This window comes from Cupriavidus sp. GW821-FHT02F09 (genome assembly GCF_059421605.1).
Genome location: NZ_JBWKVH010000013.1, coordinates 127,547 through 144,910, shown reverse-complemented (window position 1 = coordinate 144,910; position 17,364 = coordinate 127,547). Strand labels below are relative to the sequence as shown.

General features: G+C 68.0%; 13 protein-coding genes, 1 tRNA gene and 2 riboswitches. Of the genes, 6 read left to right on the top strand and 8 right to left on the bottom strand.

Annotated features, from left to right (window positions below; genetic code table 11):
- Positions 1-95 precede the first annotated feature (95 nt).
- The 3 genes from gcvP to gcvT form a co-directional block, all read right to left on the bottom strand.
- Entirely contained in the window at positions 96-3,017 is a 2,922-nt protein-coding gene (gene gcvP / locus AC07XB_RS17165; protein WP_492373525.1) for an aminomethyl-transferring glycine dehydrogenase, read from the bottom strand.
- 101 nt (positions 3,018-3,118) lie between these two features.
- A complete protein-coding gene (gene gcvH, locus AC07XB_RS17160; protein WP_150987481.1) occupies positions 3,119-3,499 on the bottom strand; it encodes a glycine cleavage system protein GcvH in 381 nt (126 codons plus the stop codon).
- 100 nt (positions 3,500-3,599) lie between these two features.
- Complete coding sequence (gcvT, locus tag AC07XB_RS17155) at positions 3,600-4,739, bottom strand: glycine cleavage system aminomethyltransferase GcvT (RefSeq protein WP_492828654.1); 1,140 nt, start codon at positions 4,737-4,739, stop codon at positions 3,600-3,602.
- A 98-nt stretch (positions 4,740-4,837) separates the two neighbouring features.
- Positions 4,838-4,989: riboswitch (glycine riboswitch) on the bottom strand.
- A gap of 21 nt (positions 4,990-5,010) precedes the next feature.
- A riboswitch (glycine riboswitch) is annotated at positions 5,011-5,098 on the bottom strand.
- 234 nt (positions 5,099-5,332) lie between these two features.
- Between gcvT and AC07XB_RS17150 the strand changes: the two genes are divergently transcribed.
- On the top strand, positions 5,333-7,450 hold the full coding sequence (locus AC07XB_RS17150) for a UvrD-helicase domain-containing protein (protein WP_492828656.1): 2,118 nt from the start codon (positions 5,333-5,335) through the stop codon (positions 7,448-7,450).
- A 263-nt stretch (positions 7,451-7,713) separates the two neighbouring features.
- On the opposite strand, the gene AC07XB_RS17145 is transcribed toward AC07XB_RS17150, so the two are convergent.
- Both AC07XB_RS17145 and AC07XB_RS17140 read right to left on the bottom strand, forming a co-directional pair.
- Entirely contained in the window at positions 7,714-8,499 is a 786-nt protein-coding gene (locus tag AC07XB_RS17145) for a dioxygenase family protein (protein WP_492373522.1), read from the bottom strand.
- Entirely contained in the window at positions 8,489-9,121 is a 633-nt protein-coding gene (locus tag AC07XB_RS17140; RefSeq protein ID WP_492828658.1) for a hypothetical protein, read from the bottom strand. The genes AC07XB_RS17145 and AC07XB_RS17140 overlap by 11 nt, the downstream gene beginning before the upstream one ends.
- Before the next feature lie 429 nt (positions 9,122-9,550).
- On the opposite strand from AC07XB_RS17140, the gene AC07XB_RS17135 reads away from it, so the two are divergent.
- Together AC07XB_RS17135 and AC07XB_RS17130 are read left to right on the top strand one after the other, a co-directional pair.
- Positions 9,551-10,282 (top strand): response regulator, encoded by a 732-nt coding sequence (locus AC07XB_RS17135; protein WP_492373520.1) that lies wholly within the window; start codon positions 9,551-9,553, stop codon positions 10,280-10,282.
- Positions 10,254-11,435 carry an ATP-binding protein gene (locus AC07XB_RS17130; protein WP_492373519.1) on the top strand — a complete coding sequence of 394 codons (1,182 nt, stop codon included), beginning with the start codon at positions 10,254-10,256 and terminating at the stop codon, positions 11,433-11,435. Before AC07XB_RS17135 ends, AC07XB_RS17130 begins: the two co-directional genes overlap by 29 nt.
- Positions 11,436-11,466: 31 nt before the next feature.
- Here AC07XB_RS17130 and AC07XB_RS17125 read toward each other — a convergent pair whose 3' ends face one another.
- Positions 11,467-12,609, bottom strand: a complete 1,143-nt coding sequence (locus tag AC07XB_RS17125) for an ABC transporter substrate-binding protein (protein WP_492828660.1) — start codon at positions 12,607-12,609, stop codon at positions 11,467-11,469.
- A gap of 207 nt (positions 12,610-12,816) precedes the next feature.
- On the opposite strand from AC07XB_RS17125, the gene hemN reads away from it, so the two are divergent.
- Complete coding sequence (gene hemN, locus AC07XB_RS17120; protein ID WP_492373517.1) at positions 12,817-14,418, top strand: oxygen-independent coproporphyrinogen III oxidase; 1,602 nt, start codon at positions 12,817-12,819, stop codon at positions 14,416-14,418.
- A gap of 64 nt (positions 14,419-14,482) precedes the next feature.
- Here hemN and AC07XB_RS17115 read toward each other — a convergent pair whose 3' ends face one another.
- Positions 14,483-15,370, bottom strand: a complete 888-nt coding sequence (locus AC07XB_RS17115; RefSeq protein ID WP_492811439.1) for a c-type cytochrome — start codon at positions 15,368-15,370, stop codon at positions 14,483-14,485.
- Between the two features lie 388 nt (positions 15,371-15,758).
- Here AC07XB_RS17115 and AC07XB_RS17110 point away from each other — a divergent pair.
- Positions 15,759-15,834, top strand: a tRNA-Arg gene (locus AC07XB_RS17110).
- Positions 15,835-15,976: 142 nt separating this feature from the next.
- Here AC07XB_RS17110 and AC07XB_RS17105 read toward each other — a convergent pair.
- Positions 15,977-16,435, bottom strand: coding sequence for a GNAT family N-acetyltransferase (locus tag AC07XB_RS17105; RefSeq protein ID WP_492373515.1), 459 nt, complete (start codon positions 16,433-16,435; stop codon positions 15,977-15,979).
- Between the two features lie 78 nt (positions 16,436-16,513).
- Between AC07XB_RS17105 and AC07XB_RS17100 the strand changes: the two genes are divergently transcribed.
- Positions 16,514-17,335: an AraC family transcriptional regulator gene (locus tag AC07XB_RS17100; RefSeq protein ID WP_492811441.1), complete on the top strand. Its 822-nt coding sequence runs from the start codon at positions 16,514-16,516 to the stop codon at positions 17,333-17,335.
- Positions 17,336-17,364 lie beyond the last annotated feature (29 nt).

The window sequence follows — 17,364 nt, the reverse complement described above, 5'->3', positions numbered from 1 at the left end:
GCACGGCCGGGTGGCCGCGCATCCACACAGAGCATAGCGCGAGGGCGATGCGCCGGGGCCGCCGCAACGCGCGGTGGCCCCGGCCTCATGCCAGCTTACTCTTGTGCGTACTCGCTCATCGGCACGCAGGCGCAGAACAGGTTGCGGTCGCCGTACACGTTGTCCGCACGGCCAACGGGCGGCCAGTACTTCTGCGTGCGCAGCGCGGCCACCGGGTAGGCGGCTTCCTGGCGCGTGTACTTGTGTTCCCACACGTCGGCGGTGATCACCGCGGCGGTGTGCGGCGCATTCTTCAGCGGGTTGTCCTCGCGGTCGAAGGTGCCGTCTTCCACGCGGGCGATCTCGGCGCGGATGGCGATCATCGCGTCGATAAAGCGGTCCAGCTCGTGCAGGGCCTCGCTCTCGGTCGGCTCGATCATCAGCGTGCCCGGTACCGGGAAGCTCATGGTGGGGGCGTGGAAGCCGTAGTCCATCAGGCGCTTGGCCACGTCCTCGTTGGAGATGCCGGTGGTCTTTTGCAGCGCGCGCACGTCCAGGATGCACTCGTGCGCCACCAGGCCGTGCTGGCCGGTGTAGAGCACGGGGAAGTGCGGCGACAGGCGGCGCGCCACGTAGTTGGCGGCCAGGATGGCGTTCTCGGTGGCGGCGGTCAGGCCGGCCGAGCCCATCATGGCGATGTACATCCACGAGATCGGCAGGATGCTGGCCGAGCCGAACGGCGCGGCGGACACGCCGCCGATGCCATGGTCGTCGCGGCGATAGCCCACGCTGTCCTGGTTGGGCAGGAAGTCAGCCAGATGCGCGCCGACCGCCACCGGGCCAACGCCCGGGCCGCCACCGCCGTGGGGGATGCAGAAGGTCTTGTGCAGGTTCAGGTGGGACACGTCGCCACCGAACTGGCCCGGCGCGGCGGTGCCGACCATGGCGTTCATGTTGGCGCCGTCCACGTAGACCTGGCCACCATGCTTGTGCACGATGTCGCAGATCTGCTGCACGCCCTGCTCGAATACGCCGTGCGTGGACGGGTAGGTGATCATGATCGCGGCGAGGTTCTTGCTGTGCTGCTCGGCCTTCTTCGCCAGGTCTTCCAGGTCGACGTTGCCGTTCTCGTCACAGGCCACCACCACCACCTTCATGCCGGCCATCTGTGCCGACGCCGGGTTGGTGCCGTGCGCGGAGGAGGGGATCAGGCAGATGTCGCGGTGGCTTTCGCCACGGCTGGCGTGGTACGCATGGATGATCAGCAGGCCGGCGTATTCGCCTTGCGAGCCGGCATTGGGCTGCAGGCTCACCGCGGCGTAGCCGGTGGCGGCGCACAGCATGGCTTCGAGCTGGTCGATCATCTCGCGGTAGCCGACCGTCTGGTCCAGCGGCGCGAACGGGTGGATCTTGCTGAATTCGGGCCACGTCACCGGGATCATTTCGCTGGTGGCGTTGAGCTTCATGGTGCACGAGCCCAGCGGGATCATGGTGCGGTCCAGCGCCAGGTCCTTGTCGGCCAGCATGCGCAGGTAGCGCAGCATTTCGTGCTCGGCGTGGTGCGTGTTGAACACCGGGTGCGTCAGGTAGGCGCTCTGGCGCGCCAGGCCGGCCGGGAACGCGTCTTGCGCGGCGGCTTCGAGTGCATCGAAGCTGGGCACCGGCTTGCCGTGGGCGAAGATTTCCAGCAGGGCGACGACGTCCTCGCGCGAGGTGGTCTCGTCCAGCGAGATGCCGATGCGGGTGGCGCCGGCGTGGCGCAGGTTGATGCCGCGCGCGGTGGCCGAGGCGTGGAGGGCCTCGGTGTTGAAGCCGGTTTCCAGCGTCAGCGTATCGAAGAAGGTGGCGTTGGTGCGCGCGTAGCCCAGTTGTTCCAGGCCGCCGGCCAGCGTGGCCGTCAGGCGGTGCACGCGCTGGGCGATGCGCTTGAGGCCTTGCGGGCCGTGGTACACGGCGTACATCGAGGCCATCACAGCCAGCAACACCTGTGCCGTGCAGATGTTCGACGTCGCTTTCTCGCGGCGGATATGCTGCTCGCGCGTTTGCAGGGCCAGGCGGTATGCCTTGTTGCCTTGCGCGTCGATGGTCACGCCCACCAGGCGGCCGGGCATGGAGCGCTTGAAGGCATCCTTGACCGCCATGTAACCGGCGTGCGGGCCGCCGAAGCCGAGCGGCACGCCAAAGCGTTGCGAGTTGCCCACTGCCACGTCGGCGCCCCACTCGCCGGGCGCGGCGATCAGGGTCAGCGCCAGCAGGTCGGCGGCAGCCACCACCAGGCCACCAGCGGCGTGCACCGCGTCGGCGATGGCGCGGTAGTCGGCCACATCGCCGTTCACGCCGGGGTACTGCAGCAGCACGCCGAAGGCATGGGCACCGGCCGCTTCGGCAGCGGGGCCGACCTTGACTTCGATGCCCAGCGGCAGCGCGCGGGTGCGTACCACTTCCAGCGTTTGCGGCAGCACGTCATCCGCGACATAGAAGGTGGTGGAGGCGTGTTTGTTGACGCGCTGCAGCAGCGTCATGGCTTCGGCAGCCGCCGTGCCTTCATCCAGCATCGACGCATTGGCGATGTCCAGGCCGGTCAGGTCGGTCACCATCTGCTGGAAGTTCAGCATGGCTTCCAGGCGGCCCTGGGAGATCTCGGGCTGGTAGGGCGTGTAGGCGGTGTACCAGGCCGGGTTCTCGAAGATATTGCGCAGCACCACGCCCGGGGTCAGCGTGTTGTAGTAGCCCTGGCCGATAAAGCTCTTGAGCACGCGGTTCTTGCTGGCCAGCCCACGCAGCTTGGCCAGCGCGGCTTCTTCGGTCAGCGGTGCGGTGAACTCGCCCAGCGGCATGCCGTCGCGGCGGCGGATGGCGGCGGGGATGACGGCGTCAATCAGCGCGGCGCGGTTGTCATAGCCCAGCACCTTGAGCATGTGCTGTTGTTCGGCGGCGTCGGGGCCGATATGGCGGGAGGCGAAGGCGTCGCGCGCCTCCAGTTCGGCCAGCGTGGGCCGGGCAACTTGGGCGGCAGTCATGGGCAGGGGGGCGTTCATGGCAAGAATCTCGTGAGAGCGGTGCGGCGGGTGGTCGGCCCGGTCCGCGTCGCGGCAGTCTTTATCCGTCATTCCCGTGGCGCGGGAATGACGATCTGGCATCAGGCGCCGACGTTGGCCTTATAGGCGTCGGCCGACATCAGGCCGTTCACGTCGTCGCTGTTGGCCGGCTTGAGCTTGAACAGCCAGGCGTCGAAGGCGTCGGCATTGACGCTTTCCGGAGAGGCGGCGGCGGCGTCGTTGATGGCGATCACTTCGCCTGCCACCGGAGCGTAGATGTCGGATGCGGCCTTGACCGATTCCACCACGGCCAGCGCGTCGCCGGCGCCGACCGACTTGCCCACTTCCGGCAGTTCCAGGAAGACGATGTCGCCCAGCGCATCCTGCGCGTGGTCGGTGATGCCGATGGTCAGCGTGCCGTCGGCTTCGACGCGCACCCACTCATGGGACTCGGTGTATTTCAGGTCGGCGGGGAAATTCATGGGATTGCTCCAGATTCAATTTGTTATTCAGCGCCCGCCGGGGGGTGTCGATGTTCGACGGGGTAACCGCCGGCGGGCGCGCTGTGACCGGTGCGAGCGTTCAGCTCACGAGTGCCTTGCCATTGCGCACAAACGGCAGTTTAACCACAGTCGCGGCGAGTTTGCGGTCGCGGATCTCGACCTGCACCTCGGCGCCGAGCGCAACGTCGAGCGGCACGCGGGCAAAAGCGATGGATTGGGACAGCGATGGGCTGAAGGTGCCACTGGTGATTTCACCTTCGCCAGCAGGGGTGATGACCTTCTGGTGGGCGCGCAGCACGCCGCCCGCTTTTCCGTTGGCCGGGCGCAGGATCAGCCCGACGAATTGCTGGGTCTTGCCGCCGGCGACCAGGGCCGCCTTGCCGGTGAAGTCGCGTTCGCTTTGCAGGTCCACGGTCCAGGCCAGGCCGGCGTTGAGCGGCGAGGTGTGGATATCCATGTCCTGGCCGTACAGGTTCATGCCGGCCTCCAGGCGCAGCGTGTCGCGTGCGCCCAGGCCAGCCGGGCGCACGCCCTCGGCGATCAGCTTTTCCCACAGGCCGGCCACGTTCTCGGCTGGCACCACCAGCTCGAACCCGTCTTCGCCGGTATAGCCGGTGCGTGCCACCATGACTTCGCCAAGGGCGGGGTCCTGCACCACGACGGCGTTGAACGGCTTCAGGGCTTCGCTGGGCTGGGTCGCGGGGAAAGCGCTCCACACCTTGGCGCGGGCGTTGGGACCTTGCACGGCAACGATGGCCAGCGGGGCCACGCCGCCGGGCGCATTGTCGCCGCGGCGCGGCGTGATTTTCACGCCGCTATTGGTGGCGGCATTGCATGCGGAAATCCACTCGATGTCATGGTTCGCGGTGCCGGCGTTGACCACCAGGCGGAAGTAGTCCTCGGCGAAGAAATAGACGATCAGGTCGTCGATGACGCCACCCTTCTCATCCAGCATGCAGGAGTACAGCGCCTTGCCCGGCGTTTGCAGCTTGTCGACGTTGTTGGCCAGAAGGCCGCGCAGGAAGGGGCGCACATTGGCGCCCTTGAGGTCGACCACGCACATGTGGGAGACGTCGAACATGCCGGCATCGCTGCGCACAGCATGGTGTTCCTCGATCTGGGAGCCGTAGTTGACTGGCATGTCCCAGCCGCCGAAGTCGACCATGCGGGCGCCGAGGGCGCGGTGGATAGCGTTGAGGGGCGTGGCCTGGAGCGTCATGGAATCCTCGGGGGAAGGCAAATCTCGGTTCGAAAACGAAAAAGGGCCATCCGCCGCAGGATTCGGCGCGCCATAGCGCTGCCAGATCCGCTGCGGCGGATGACCCCTCTGTCCTCGATACCTGAGAGATTACAAGGCGGGATCCCAATTGCTGGAAACCCAAACCTTGCGCGCCCCTTCGGTGGGCACGCTCACCAAGGCTGTCGACGGAATCGATCAGTGGCGGGTGCCGCTCTCCAGAGTACGGCGTGCATCGTGTGCATGTTGCAAGCCGATCCAACCAGTCCATGGTGCCTGAGAGTTTTCGGGTGATACCCCTTCGGCGGCGCAAGATCTGCGCGCTCTCCCGGTCGGATGGCGCGACTCTACAGCCAGCCTCGGGGGCTTGTCAACGCGCTCGCGCGCCAGCCCGGGCGCAGCCGCGGGCCGGCTGGCCGGCGTGTTAACATCTGCGGCTCCGATGGCTTTTGCTGTGCCGCAGGCTTCACCCGCGGCCTTGGCCGCGCCAATGCATGTGCTGCCTTTGCCATGCGTAAAAGCCCGCGCCCGCCTTGCCGGCCATCCCGCCACCCAGCACCACCACCAGCCCTCGCATGACCCACGGACTCAACCCTGCCCAATCCGAAGCCGTTCGCTACCTCGACGGCCCCTGCCTGGTGCTCGCCGGCGCCGGCTCGGGCAAGACCCGGGTGATCACGCAGAAAATCGCGCACCTGATCGAGGACAAGGGCTTCCAGCCCAAGCACATCGCCGCGGTGACCTTCACCAACAAGGCCGCCAAGGAGATGCAGGAGCGGATCGCCAAGCTGATGGAAGGCAAGACCACGCGCGAGGGCAAGCGCATCCCCATCAAGCAGATCACGGTGAGCACCTTCCACTCGCTGGGCGTGCAGATCCTGCGCGGCGAGGCCGAGCACGTGGGCCTGAAGCCGCGCTTTTCCATCATGGACTCGGACGATTGCTTCGGCATGGTGCAGGAGCAGCTCGCCTCCACCGACAAGAAGCTGATCCGCAGCGTGCAGAGCACCATCTCGCTGTGGAAGAACGGCATGGTCGATCCCGAGACCGCCATCGCCCAGGCCGACAACCCCGACGATCACCAGGCGGCGCTGATCTACCGCAACTACGTGGCTACGCTGCATGCCTACCAGGCGGTGGACTTCGATGACCTGATCCGCCTGCCGGCCGAGCTGTTCGCGCGCAACGAAGAGGTGCGCCTGCGCTGGCAGAACCGGCTGCGCTACTTCCTGGTGGACGAGTACCAGGACACCAACGCCTGCCAGTACCAGCTGCTCAAGCAGCTCGCTGGCGGCTCGCACCTGCGCGCGCCGGCCTTCACCGCGGTGGGCGACGACGACCAGGCCATCTACGGCTGGCGCGGCGCCACGCTGGACAACCTCAAGCTGCTGCAGACCGATTTCCCCGACCTGAAGGTGGTCAAGCTGGAGCAGAACTACCGCTCCACCGTGCGCATCCTGGAGGCCGCCAACGCGGTCATCTCCAACAATCCCAAGCTGTTCGACAAGAAGCTGTGGAGCGAGCACGGCATGGGCGACCCCATTGCCGTCAACCCGATGAACGATGAGGAGCACGAGGCGGAGTCGGTCGTATTCCGCCTGTCGGCCCACAAGTTCGAGCGCCGCGCGCAGTTCCGCGACTACGCCATCCTGTATCGCGGCAACCACCAGGCGCGGCTGTTCGAGCAGATCCTGCGCCGCGAGCGCATTCCTTATGTGCTCTCGGGCGGGCAGAGCTTCTTTGACAAGGCCGAGATCAAGGACATCTGCGCCTACCTGCGCCTGATCGCCAACCCGGACGACGATCCCGCCTTCATCCGCGCCATCACCACGCCCAAGCGCGGCGTGGGCAACACCACGCTGGAAGTGCTTGGCACCTTCGCTGGCCAGGCCAAGGTGTCGTTGTTCGAGGCGGCCATGATGGGCGGCATCGAAGGCAAGCTCCAGCCGCGCCAGCTGGAGCCGCTGCGGGTGTTCTGCGAGGCCATGGTGCGCCTTGCCGGGCGCGCGGCCAGCGATCCCGCCACCCAGGTGCTCGACGACATGATGGAAGGCATCCACTACGAGGCCTACCTGTACGACACCTTCGACGAGCGCCAGGCCCAGTCGCGCTGGACCAACACGCTGGAATTCCTCGACTGGCTCAAGCGCAAAGGCACCAAGCCCGAGGCCACGGGCGAGGGCGAGGGCGAGGGCGAGGAGGCTACCGGCTTCGACACCGCCGATGGCTTTGGCGACGAGGGCAAGAACCTGCTGGAGCTGACCCAGACGGTGGCGCTGATGAGCATGCTCGAAGGCCGCGAGGAAGATCCCGACGCGGTGCGCCTGTCGACGCTGCACGCCTCCAAGGGGCTGGAGTACCCGCACGTGTTCCTGGTCGGGGTGGAAGAGGGCATCCTGCCCCACTGCCGCGAAGACGAAGACATGAGCGATGAGAAGATCGAGGAAGAGCGCCGCCTGATGTATGTAGGCATCACGCGTGCGCAGCGCAGCCTGCACCTGAGCTGGTGCAAGAAGCGCAAGCGCGCCCGCGATACCTACTCTTGCGAGCCGTCGCGCTTTATCGGCGAGATGAAGCTCGAAGAGGCCCCCGCGATCAAGGACGAAACGCCCGCCATGAGCCCCAAGGACCGCTTGGCCGGGCTCAAGGCCTTGCTCGGAACGCCCGGTACGCCAGGCAAGACCTCCGCGTGACCGGCGCCGGCAGGCGTTTCGTGCCCCATCCCGGTGCCAATCGTACAAAGTCGATACATTAGCCTACAAGCGGGACATGACCCTCGCCCGATGTCTGTCTAACATCGCCGGTGCCTGGCCCGACGTATGGACCAGGCGCCGCGCCGTTCCGTCCCTTCGGAGTGGCGTGGCCGGGCAGCACGCCCGACTTCTTCCCTGTTCAGCGCCTCCGCACTTGGGTCCGGGGGCGTTTTTTTTAGGGAATCCGCCAGATCCCGTGGCCGTCAGGCGCGCGCGATGCCCAGGGTGAATTCGCCTTCCAGCGTGCCGGCCGCGTCCCGCAGGCGGCGTACCCGCAGCAGGTTGGGGCGCGTGCCGGCAATGCCGTCCTGTGCGTTTTGCACGGGCGAAGCGCCCCGCGCGCGATACGCGGCATGCTGGAGATGCACCTCGCGGCTGAGCGCATCGTCGAAGAACAGCTGGCTGGTCAGTACCTCGGTCTTGCCGAGATGGATCTTCAAGTGGATATGCACCGCGCGCGGCGCGTACCAGCCCGGGTAGATCGTCAGGAACTGCGCGGCGCCATCGGCGCCGGTGGGTTGCACGCCGCGCAGGAAGCGGGCGGGACTGGCCGGCACGGCGTGCATGCCGCCGCCGTCCGGGCCCTGGCCCGGTCCTTGCCCCGGGCCGGAGCCTTCCGCTGGCGGCGGCGGCATGCTGCCCTGGTCGTAGCCGCTGTAGCTGCCGCCGGCATCGCAATGCCAGATGCTGGCCAGCGCGCCGGCCACGGGCGTGCAGCCGCGGCCGGTGTCCACCACGAGTAGCCTGAGCCGCAGCAACTGGCCCGGCCGGCCATCGCGGATATCGGTGCGCACCAGCGCCTGGTCGATATAGAACGGGCCCTCGGTCAGGGTCGGCGTGAGCAGGCAGGCGGCAGGTTGCGCGGCGGCGTCGCCCGCCAGCCCGATCAACCCGGCACCGAGTGATCCTCCCAGTACACCGCCGAGGAAACGGCGGCGGCCGCCGTTAGCGGCTATCGGGCCTGCGTGGTCGAGGGGCTTACTGGGCATCTGGCGCTCCTTGTTGGTGAAGCCCCGCAGCGCCGGGTACGCCGAATGGGCCATTCGCGCCGAAGGCGCAGGGCATGGGCGCAGGTCCACGGCCGGGCATGGGGCCTGCCATGGCGCCGGGGAAAGGGTGGGGGCCGGGGCCGAATGCGCCCCGCGGCGAACCCGCCAAGCGGCCCTCCGGCATGTCGCGCAGGCGCTTACGCTGGCCGGCATCCAGGCTTTCTTCAAATGCGATCCAGCGATCGCGCGCGGCGCGGCGATCCTTGTCGAGCGCATCGTGCAGGCGGTCTTCCCGCTCCGCGCGGGCGCGCAGCGACGACTCGGGACCCTGCGGCTGGCCGGGGCCGCCGCCTTCGCGGATAAAGCGAGCCTGCAGTTCCAGCGCGTGCGCATGCGCTTCCCGCGCCGCGTCCAGGGCGGCTTGCCATAGGATGGCCTGGGCAGGCGTGAGCACCAGCGCTTCGCGCAGCGATGCGGGTGCCACCGGCCGGCCGTGGCCGGCAACTGCCTGCGGGCTGGTTTGCAGCGCGTGCGCCGGCAGCGTCAAGGCGCAGGCGCCGCACAGCACGGCAAGGGACAACAAGGCGCGGATGCGGGGCAGCAAGGCTTGGGGCTGGGTCACAAGGATTCTCCATGGAGGTCATGCGGGGAGAGGCCCGGGATTGCCGACGTGATGCCGATGGCTTCAAGCATAGCGGGGGCGCCGGGCTGCCGTGGCCTGCCGGTCAGGAACTGGCAGGCACAAAAGCGGCGGGATAACGACATGCCATATTAGAAAGGCCCGCCCGCCGTTGCTTGAGCGCTTGGTCAGCGCGCGGAAGCAATGCCGTACAAAGCGGGCCGCCGGGCGCGCCGCTTTGTATCAAGCCCGGTACAAAGCGGCCACACCCTGCCTATCAGGCCGCCGCGCCGGGCTGGTAGAGTGAATCCCTGGCGGCGGCGGCTTGCCGGGCCGCCTCAATCCGCCCAAATCCGCTGCAATACCGGCATGCCGGCGCACAAACCTGCCGCGAACGACGCGGCGAACCGCTGCAAAGCACGACGAAACCCGATGGACCATTCTCCCGCCTCGCCCCTTCATTTGCTGATCGTCGACGACGATCCGCAGATCCGCGCCATGCTGGCCGAGTACCTATCCACCTTTGGCATCGAAGCGGATGGCGCCGAGGGCGGCGCCGCCATGCGCGCCGCCATGGCCACGCGCGACTACGACCTGGTGGTGCTCGACCTCTCTTTGCGTGGCGAAAACGGCCTGACGCTGTGCCGCGAGATCCGCGAGCGCGGCGACCTGCCGGTGATCATGCTCACCGCGCGCACCGAGCTGGCCGACCGCGTGGTCGGGCTGGAGGTCGGCGCTGACGACTATGTCACCAAGCCCTTCGAGATGCGCGAGCTGGTGGCGCGCATCCACACCGTGCTGCGCCGTGCCCGGGGCGGCGGCGTGAAGCGCCCGGCGGCGGCGGGCGGCCATGAACTGCGCTTCGGCAGCTGGCGCCTGAACACCACGCTGCGCCAGCTGGTCGATGGCGAGGAAACCGTGGTGCCGTTGTCCAATGCGGAATTCCGGCTGCTGCTGGCGTTCATCGAGCATCCGAACCGCGTGCTGGATCGCGAGCTGCTGATCAACCAGGCGCGCGGCCGCGATCTCGACGTCTTCGATCGCAGCATCGACCTGCTGGTTTCGCGCCTGCGCCAGAAGCTGCGCGACGATCCGCGCGACCCGACGCTGATCCGTACCGTCCGAGGCGAGGGCTATGTCTTTACCGGTGCCGTCGAAGCCTGAGCGCGCGGGCTGGGTAGCCCGCCACGACTCCATGTTCATCCGGCTGTTCCTGGTGATGGCCGCGATCATGCTGGCCGTGCACCTGCTCGGCGTCACGGTCATCGAGAGCGTGTTCCCGCGCCCGGGGCATACCGGGTTCAACTTCGTTCCCAGCGACGAGATGCCGCCACCCCCGCCCCCGGGTGAAGAGGGGCGGCGGGGCGAGTTCCCGCCGCCGCCGGATGCCGAGGCGCGCGCGGACAACGGCCAAGGCGGAGCCGGGGCCCCAGTGCCGCCACGCCGCCCGCGCCGCACGCACGGTCTTGGGCCGCCGCGCCTGGGCCAGCTGTTCCAGCTCGCCGCCATTGTCGCCGCGTCCTGGGTGGGCGCGCGATTGCTGGCCAGGCCGGTCCAGCGCCTGGCCAGCAGCGCCGGCCGGCTGGCCCAGGACGTGCATGCCCCGCCGCTGGACGAAGACAGCGGCCCGGCCGAGGCTCGCGCCGCAGCCCAGGCCTTCAACCACATGCAGCAGCGCATCCGCACCCAGCTGGCACAGCAATCGCGCTTCCTGGCAGCCGTGTCCCACGACCTGCGCACCCCGCTCACCCGCATGAGCCTGCGCATCGAAGGCGTCGACGACAACCAGGTCCGCTATCGCCTGCGCCAGGACCTGGCGGAGATGAATGGTCTGATCGATGCCACCCTGTATTACCTGCGCGAGCGCGACGGCGCCGCCGCGCCGCGCCAGCGGGTGGACGTGCATGCCTTGCTGCAGGCCGTGGTGGACGATGCCACGGAAGTCGGCCAGGACGTCACCTTGTCTGGCGACGCCGAGCCGCTGCTGGCCTATCCGGCCGAACTGCGCCGGGCCGTGGTCAACCTGGTCGAGAACGCGCACCGCTACGGCGGCAGCGCGTGCATTGAACTGGCGGACAGCCCCGAGCGGGTGGTGATCGATGTGTGCGACAGCGGCCCCGGCATTCCGCCGGAGGAAATGGCGCGCGTGCTGGAGCCGTTCTACCGGCTCGAATCCTCGCGCAACCGTGCCACCGGCGGGGTCGGCATGGGCCTGTCGATTGCCGCGGATATCGTTGCGCGCCACGGCGGCGAGCTCAGCCTGGCCAACCGGGCGGAGGGCGGCCTGCGGGTGCGCATCGTGTTGCCGCGCGCCTGAGCCGCGGGCGGCCCGGTGCCAGCGCTACCGCTCACCGTGCCGTGCCGCCCCCCATTGCCGCAAGCTGCACATACTGCGAGCCGCGCGAGCCGTGCGTGAAATCCAGCACGAAATCGCCCACGTCGACGCGGGCCTGCAGCGCGCGCCGCAGGTCCGCCGGGGTGGCCCCGCGCGGCGCGGCCAGCGCCGTGCGCACCAGCCAGGCCGCGCCGATATAGCCGGCCAGCGTGGCCGGCGAGGCGGGTTCGTCCAGGAACTGCTTCATCCGGCCCACGTGCTCCTTGACCACGCGCAGGGTCAGGTCCTGCGGCCCGGGGGCGATCTGCGTCAACACGATGCCGCCGGTGTAGCCGGCGCCAAGAATCTCGCGTGCCGCCAGCGAATTGACCGCCGACAAGCCCACCAGGAAGCCGTACCAGCCCCGCGCCGCCAGCGCGCGGCCGAGGTTGCCATAGGCCAGCGTATCGCCCGCCACGATCACCGCGGCCGGGCGCGCGGCGGCGATGCGTTGCGCCACCGCGCCGGCGTCGCTGCCCTTGCCCGCATCCAGCGTGAGTGCCTGCAGTCCCGGCTCCTGCTCGGCCTGGCGCCGCCACGGCGTGCCGCTAGCCAGGCTGCCGGCCGCAAAATCCGGCGCCACGGCCAGCACCAGTTGCTTGAGGCCATAGCTGCGCAACTGCCGGATGGCCGCATCCAGCTCGCTGCGGTAGTCGGCCCGCGTGTACCAGACGTGATCCGCCGCGAGCGACAGGCCTGACAACGGCGCCACGATCTGCACGCCGCGCCGGGCCAGCTCGGGCGAGGCGGCCAGCACCGGCAGCAGGGCATCGCTGGGGCCGAACAGCAATTCAGCCCGCTCCCCGTCAACCAGCGACAGCGCCTGCGCGGTGGCCGCGCGCGGATCGGCGTCGACCTCGCGCACCACATGCACCACGCGCGGCTCCCGCGCGCCGGCGTTGGCCGCATCGAACATCACTTTGGCCCCCGCCAGGTAGTCGCGCGCCAGGTCGGCCTGGGCGCCGCCCCGGTCCACCAGGTGGCCGATCACCAGCGGGCGGCGCGGCGGCGCCTGCGCCAGCAAGGAGGCAGGCGCCAGCATGGCGCTGCCAAGTGCGGCCAGGACCCGGCGGCGCGGCGGTCGTGCGGGGTTGGCGATCAGGGAAGAAGCGTTCATGGGAATCCGCGAGGCCAGGTGCAGAGCAATTGCATGATTGGGGAGAGCGCCGCGCAGCCTATACGGCCCAGGTGACGCTGGCATGACGCCGGCCATGTTCCGGCCGTGGCGCGCGGCATGTCATGGGCCGCGGCTTGACCCCGGTCAACGCAGGCGCGGGCGGCGCGCCCTACGATGGGTCATCGAATCCACGACAAAGGCCGCCCCATGGCTGCGACTGCCCCCGCCCAGTTCCCCAACGCAATGCCCGTCCCCGTTGCCGTCCCGAGCCAATCCCGCACCTGCTCCGGCAAGTGCGGCGCCGCCTGCACCGGCAAGCCGGCGGGACGGGGCGCGGCAGCGCCGGACCGGCATGCCTTGTCGGACTTTCGCGCGTTGGCGGGCCGCATGGATATCAACGGCCCGCGCTACACCTCCTACCCGACGGCGGACCGCTTCCACGGCGGCTTCGGCGCGCAGGACTACCAGCAGGCGCTGGCCGATTGCGCTGCTAGCGCCACCCACGCCGCCAACACGGCCAAAGCCGCCGCACCGCTCTCGCTGTATGTGCACGTGCCGTTCTGCGAGAACATCTGCTACTACTGCGGCTGCAACAAGATCATCACCAAGGACCACCGCCGCAGCGCCCGCTACGTGGACTACCTGGCGCGCGAGATGGCGCTGGTGGCGCAGCAGCTTGGCACGCGGCGCGAGGTGGTGCAGTCGCACTGGGGCGGCGGCACGCCGACCTTCCTCGATCCCGCCGAGATGCGCCGGGTCATGGATGCGCTGCACCAGCACTTCCACCTGCTGCCCGAGGGCGAGCACTCGATCGAGATCGACCCGCGCCGCATCGGCGACGCACAGATGGCGCTGCTGGCCGAACTTGGCTTCAACCGCATCAGCCTGGGCGTGCAGGATTTCGACGCCGAGGTCCAGCACGCCATCCACCGCGTGCAATCGCTGGCCGAGACGCAGGCGGTCGTCGACGCCGCGCGCCGGCTGGGTTTCCGCTCGGTCAGCATGGACCTGATCTACGGCCTGCCGCACCAGACCACGGCGCGTTTTGCCACCACCGTGGAGCAGGTACTGGCGATGCGCCCGGACCGGCTCTCGGTGTACAGCTACGCGCACCTGCCGCACGTGTTCAAGCCGCAGCGGCGCATCGATGAAAGCGCACTGCCGGCAGCCGCCGAAAAACTCGACATCCTGGTCGGCACGATCGAGCAGCTGACCGCCGCGGGCTATGTCTACATCGGCATGGACCACTTCGCGCTGCCGGACGACGCGCTCGCCGTGGCCCAGCGCGAGGGCCGGCTGCAGCGCAACTTCCAGGGCTATTCCACCCACGCCGGCCATGACCAGCTCGGCTTCGGCGTTTCGTCAATCGGCGCAGTGGCGGGCCGTTACGTGCAGAACGCCCGCACGCTGGATGACTACTACAGTGGCCTCGACGCCGGCGTGCTGCCGGTGATGCGCGGTTTCGCCATGCGCGACGAAGATCACTTGCGGCGCGACGTGATTGGCGCGCTGATGTGCAATGGCGTGTTGGATATGGCGGCGGTCGAAGCGCGCCACCGCATCGATTTTGCCGTGCACTTCGCGCATGAGCTTGCGGAGCTGGCGCGGCTGGCCGAAGACGGGCTGGTGCGCTGTGAGCCTGGCCGCATCGAGGTGACTCCGCTGGGGCGTTTGCTGGTGCGCCGCCTGGCCATGGTGTTCGACGGCTTCCTGCGCGAAGATGCCCGGCGCACCGAGCCCGCTGCCATCCGGAGCGCTGATGTAGGTACGCCTTTGCCGATGCCAAAGCGCTACTCGCGCGTGGTTTGAGTCACACCGGAAAGCAAAAAGCCCGCGGCATGCCGCGGGCTTTTTTGTTGAGAGCTGCTTGCGCTTACTTCGAAGCGTTGGCCATGTAGTCCACTGCGGCCATCACGTCGGCGTCGGGGCCGGCGTAGCCGCCCTTCGGCGGCATCACGCCCTTGCCCTTCAGGGCGAAGGCGTGCACGGCGTCCATGCCTTCCTTCAGGCGCGGTGCCCAGGCTGCCTTGTCGCCGAACTTCGGCGCACCGGCAACACCGGCTGCGTGGCAGGCGGCGCAGACTTGTTCGTAGACCTTCTTGCCTACTTCGGCGGAAGCCGGCGCGGCAGCTGCAGCAGCCGGTGCGGCGGCAGCGGCAGCGGGGGCAGCTGCGGGAGCGGCCGGAGCAGCGGCGGCTGCAGCCGCCACCGTGGCGTCCGAAGCGGCAGCCGTAGCCGGAGCAGCGGCGGGCGCGGCGGGTTCCGGGAACTTGGCGCCACCGGCGTCGGCCATGTAGACCACGGCGCGGCCGAGTTCGTAATCGGAGTAGTCGTCGGCGGTGGTGCCGGCGCGGGCTTGCATGGCGCCCTTGCCGTGCAGCACGGAATTCAGCAGGCCAGCAAAGCCCTGGCCAATACGCGGAGCCCAGTCACCGGCGGTGTTGTACTTGGGCGCGCCGGCAGCACCGGTGGCGTGGCAGGCAGCGCAGACTTCCTTATAGACCTGCTCGCCCGTCTTGTAGACGCGCGGTGCGTTCGGGTCCTTCAGTTCGAGCGAGGCGACCGGCTTGATGCGGTCATTGACAGCTTCCACGGTAGCGGTAGAACCCGCGCCTTCCTTGGCACCGTGTCCGACAAAGTTGACCAGCAGGATGATCACGATGATTGGCACCAGGAAGGCGGCAATCACCACAGCGATCAGCTGCTTGGGGGTCTTGATGGGAGACTCGTGTTCGTCTTGTGCGTTATGGACGTCGCTCATACTCAACTCTCAATTTTGCAGGAAACCTGTGGCCGCTCGCGATCGGCTGCTTATGTGGCCGCTTGCTCGGTGGCCAATTCCCCCTGGCCAATTGCGCGCATCGGACTATTATCCGGTGCCAACTGCCCCGAAACGGGCCAGCCAGCAGGGCGCGGCACCATCATCCCCGGACCTGAAGTGGACGTTGCGCAGCCCCGTTTTTACACAAATAACTCGCGATTATAGCCTCAAAGACCTACCGTATGGAGGCAAAAGCGGCTTGCAAGAGACGTCATCTGGCTGCACTTTTCAGCCCGGCGTGGACGTCTTTCGCCAAACACGGTATGCTATGCGACTTTCCGGCAGCGGCACTCGCGCGCTGCCCGCGTTGTACCCCGTCATACCCTGTGCGCCCGTAGCTCAATGGATAGAGTACTGCCCTCCGAAGGCAGGGGTTGCTGGTTCGATCCCAGCCGGGCGCACCAATCCTGACAAGGGATTGCGGCACTTCCCTCCACTACCTTGAACGCCCACTGTAGCTAAATTGCACCTAGCTTCAGTATCGGCACTTCTGTCAGTGGCATCACCCCAGCTTCCCCATTTCCTTGCCTCCCGTTTTTGGCCGGCCTAGAGGATCAGCTTGTAGCCTTCGTGGCTGGCAACAAAGCCAAGCCTTTCGTAGAACCGGTGCGCATCCGCACGGCCCTTGTCGGTGGTGAGTTGCACGATGGCGCATCCGCGGGACCTGCATTCCGCGATCGCCCATTCGAACATCTTCTGGCCGAACCCTGCGCTGCGAAACGGCGCCGCGATGCGGACCGCTTCGATCTGCCCCCGCCATGCACCTGCGCGGGCGATGCCGGGTATGAACGACAGTTGCAGCGTGCCGATTACCGTGTCGCCATCCACGGCTACCACGAGACGCTGATTCGGGTCCGCAGCGATGGCGTGGAAGGCGATAACGTACCTTTCGTCCACGGGCGTGCTGACGATCTCTCGCTGGCTGCCAAGCGCATCGTCCGCCAGCAATGCCACGATGGCGGGAAGATCGGCCAAGACTGCAGACCGGAAGAGGATGTGCTCCATGTCAGAACCGGGGGTAGCGCAACGCTGAAGGGTGAGTATATCGTCGCGCAAAAGAGAGAACGGAATGGGGAGCACGGAATGCGCTCAGGACAGTTCAGGATCCTTCGCTGCGAGATGCCTGGCGTGGAGGCCGTCGAGGCGAGCACGCGCCACACCTTTGCGCGGCATACCCACGAGCAATTTGGCATTGGCGTGATCTGGCAGGGCGCGCACAGGTCGCACAGCGGGCGCGGCATGGTCGAGGCGGGCCCGGGCGACATGATCATGGTCAACCCGGGCGAGGTGCACGATGGCATGCCCATCGGCGACGCCGGGCGCTCGTGGCGGATGCTTTACTTCAATCCTGCATGCATCGCGCGGGCCAGCCTGGACCTAAGCGAAGGCAGGACGAGGCAGTGCGAATTCCCTAGCCCGGTCGTCAGCGATGCCGCGGTGGCGGCCAGCTTCCAGCAGCTCTATCTGCTCGTTACGGCCGGCGGCGGCGCTGGCTCGGATCTGCAGTGCGAAGCGATGCTGCTCGCCCTGCTGGCACGGGTAGCGGAGCCCGGCCTTGCGCGCAGCGCAGGCGCGCAGGCGGGGGCACAGGCGGAGGCGATCGCTCGGGCGCGCAGCCTGATCGACGATGATCCGGCCGCAGCCGTCTCGCTGGCCGAACTCGCCGAGGTTGCCGGGCTGAGCCGGTTCCAGCTGCTGCGTGCGTTTTCCAAGGCAACCGGGCTGACGCCGCACGCGTACCTCTTGCAGCGACGCATCCATCTGGCTCGCGCGCTGATTGCCCAGGGCAAGGCCCTGGCCGATGCGGCCGCCGCCAGCGGCTTTGCCGACCAGAGCCACATGACGCGGATGTTCGTGCGCCAGTACGGCGTGTCGCCGCGCGCCTATGCAGCCGTGGTGAGCTGAGCTGAGCTGCAATTTCATTCAAGACCCGA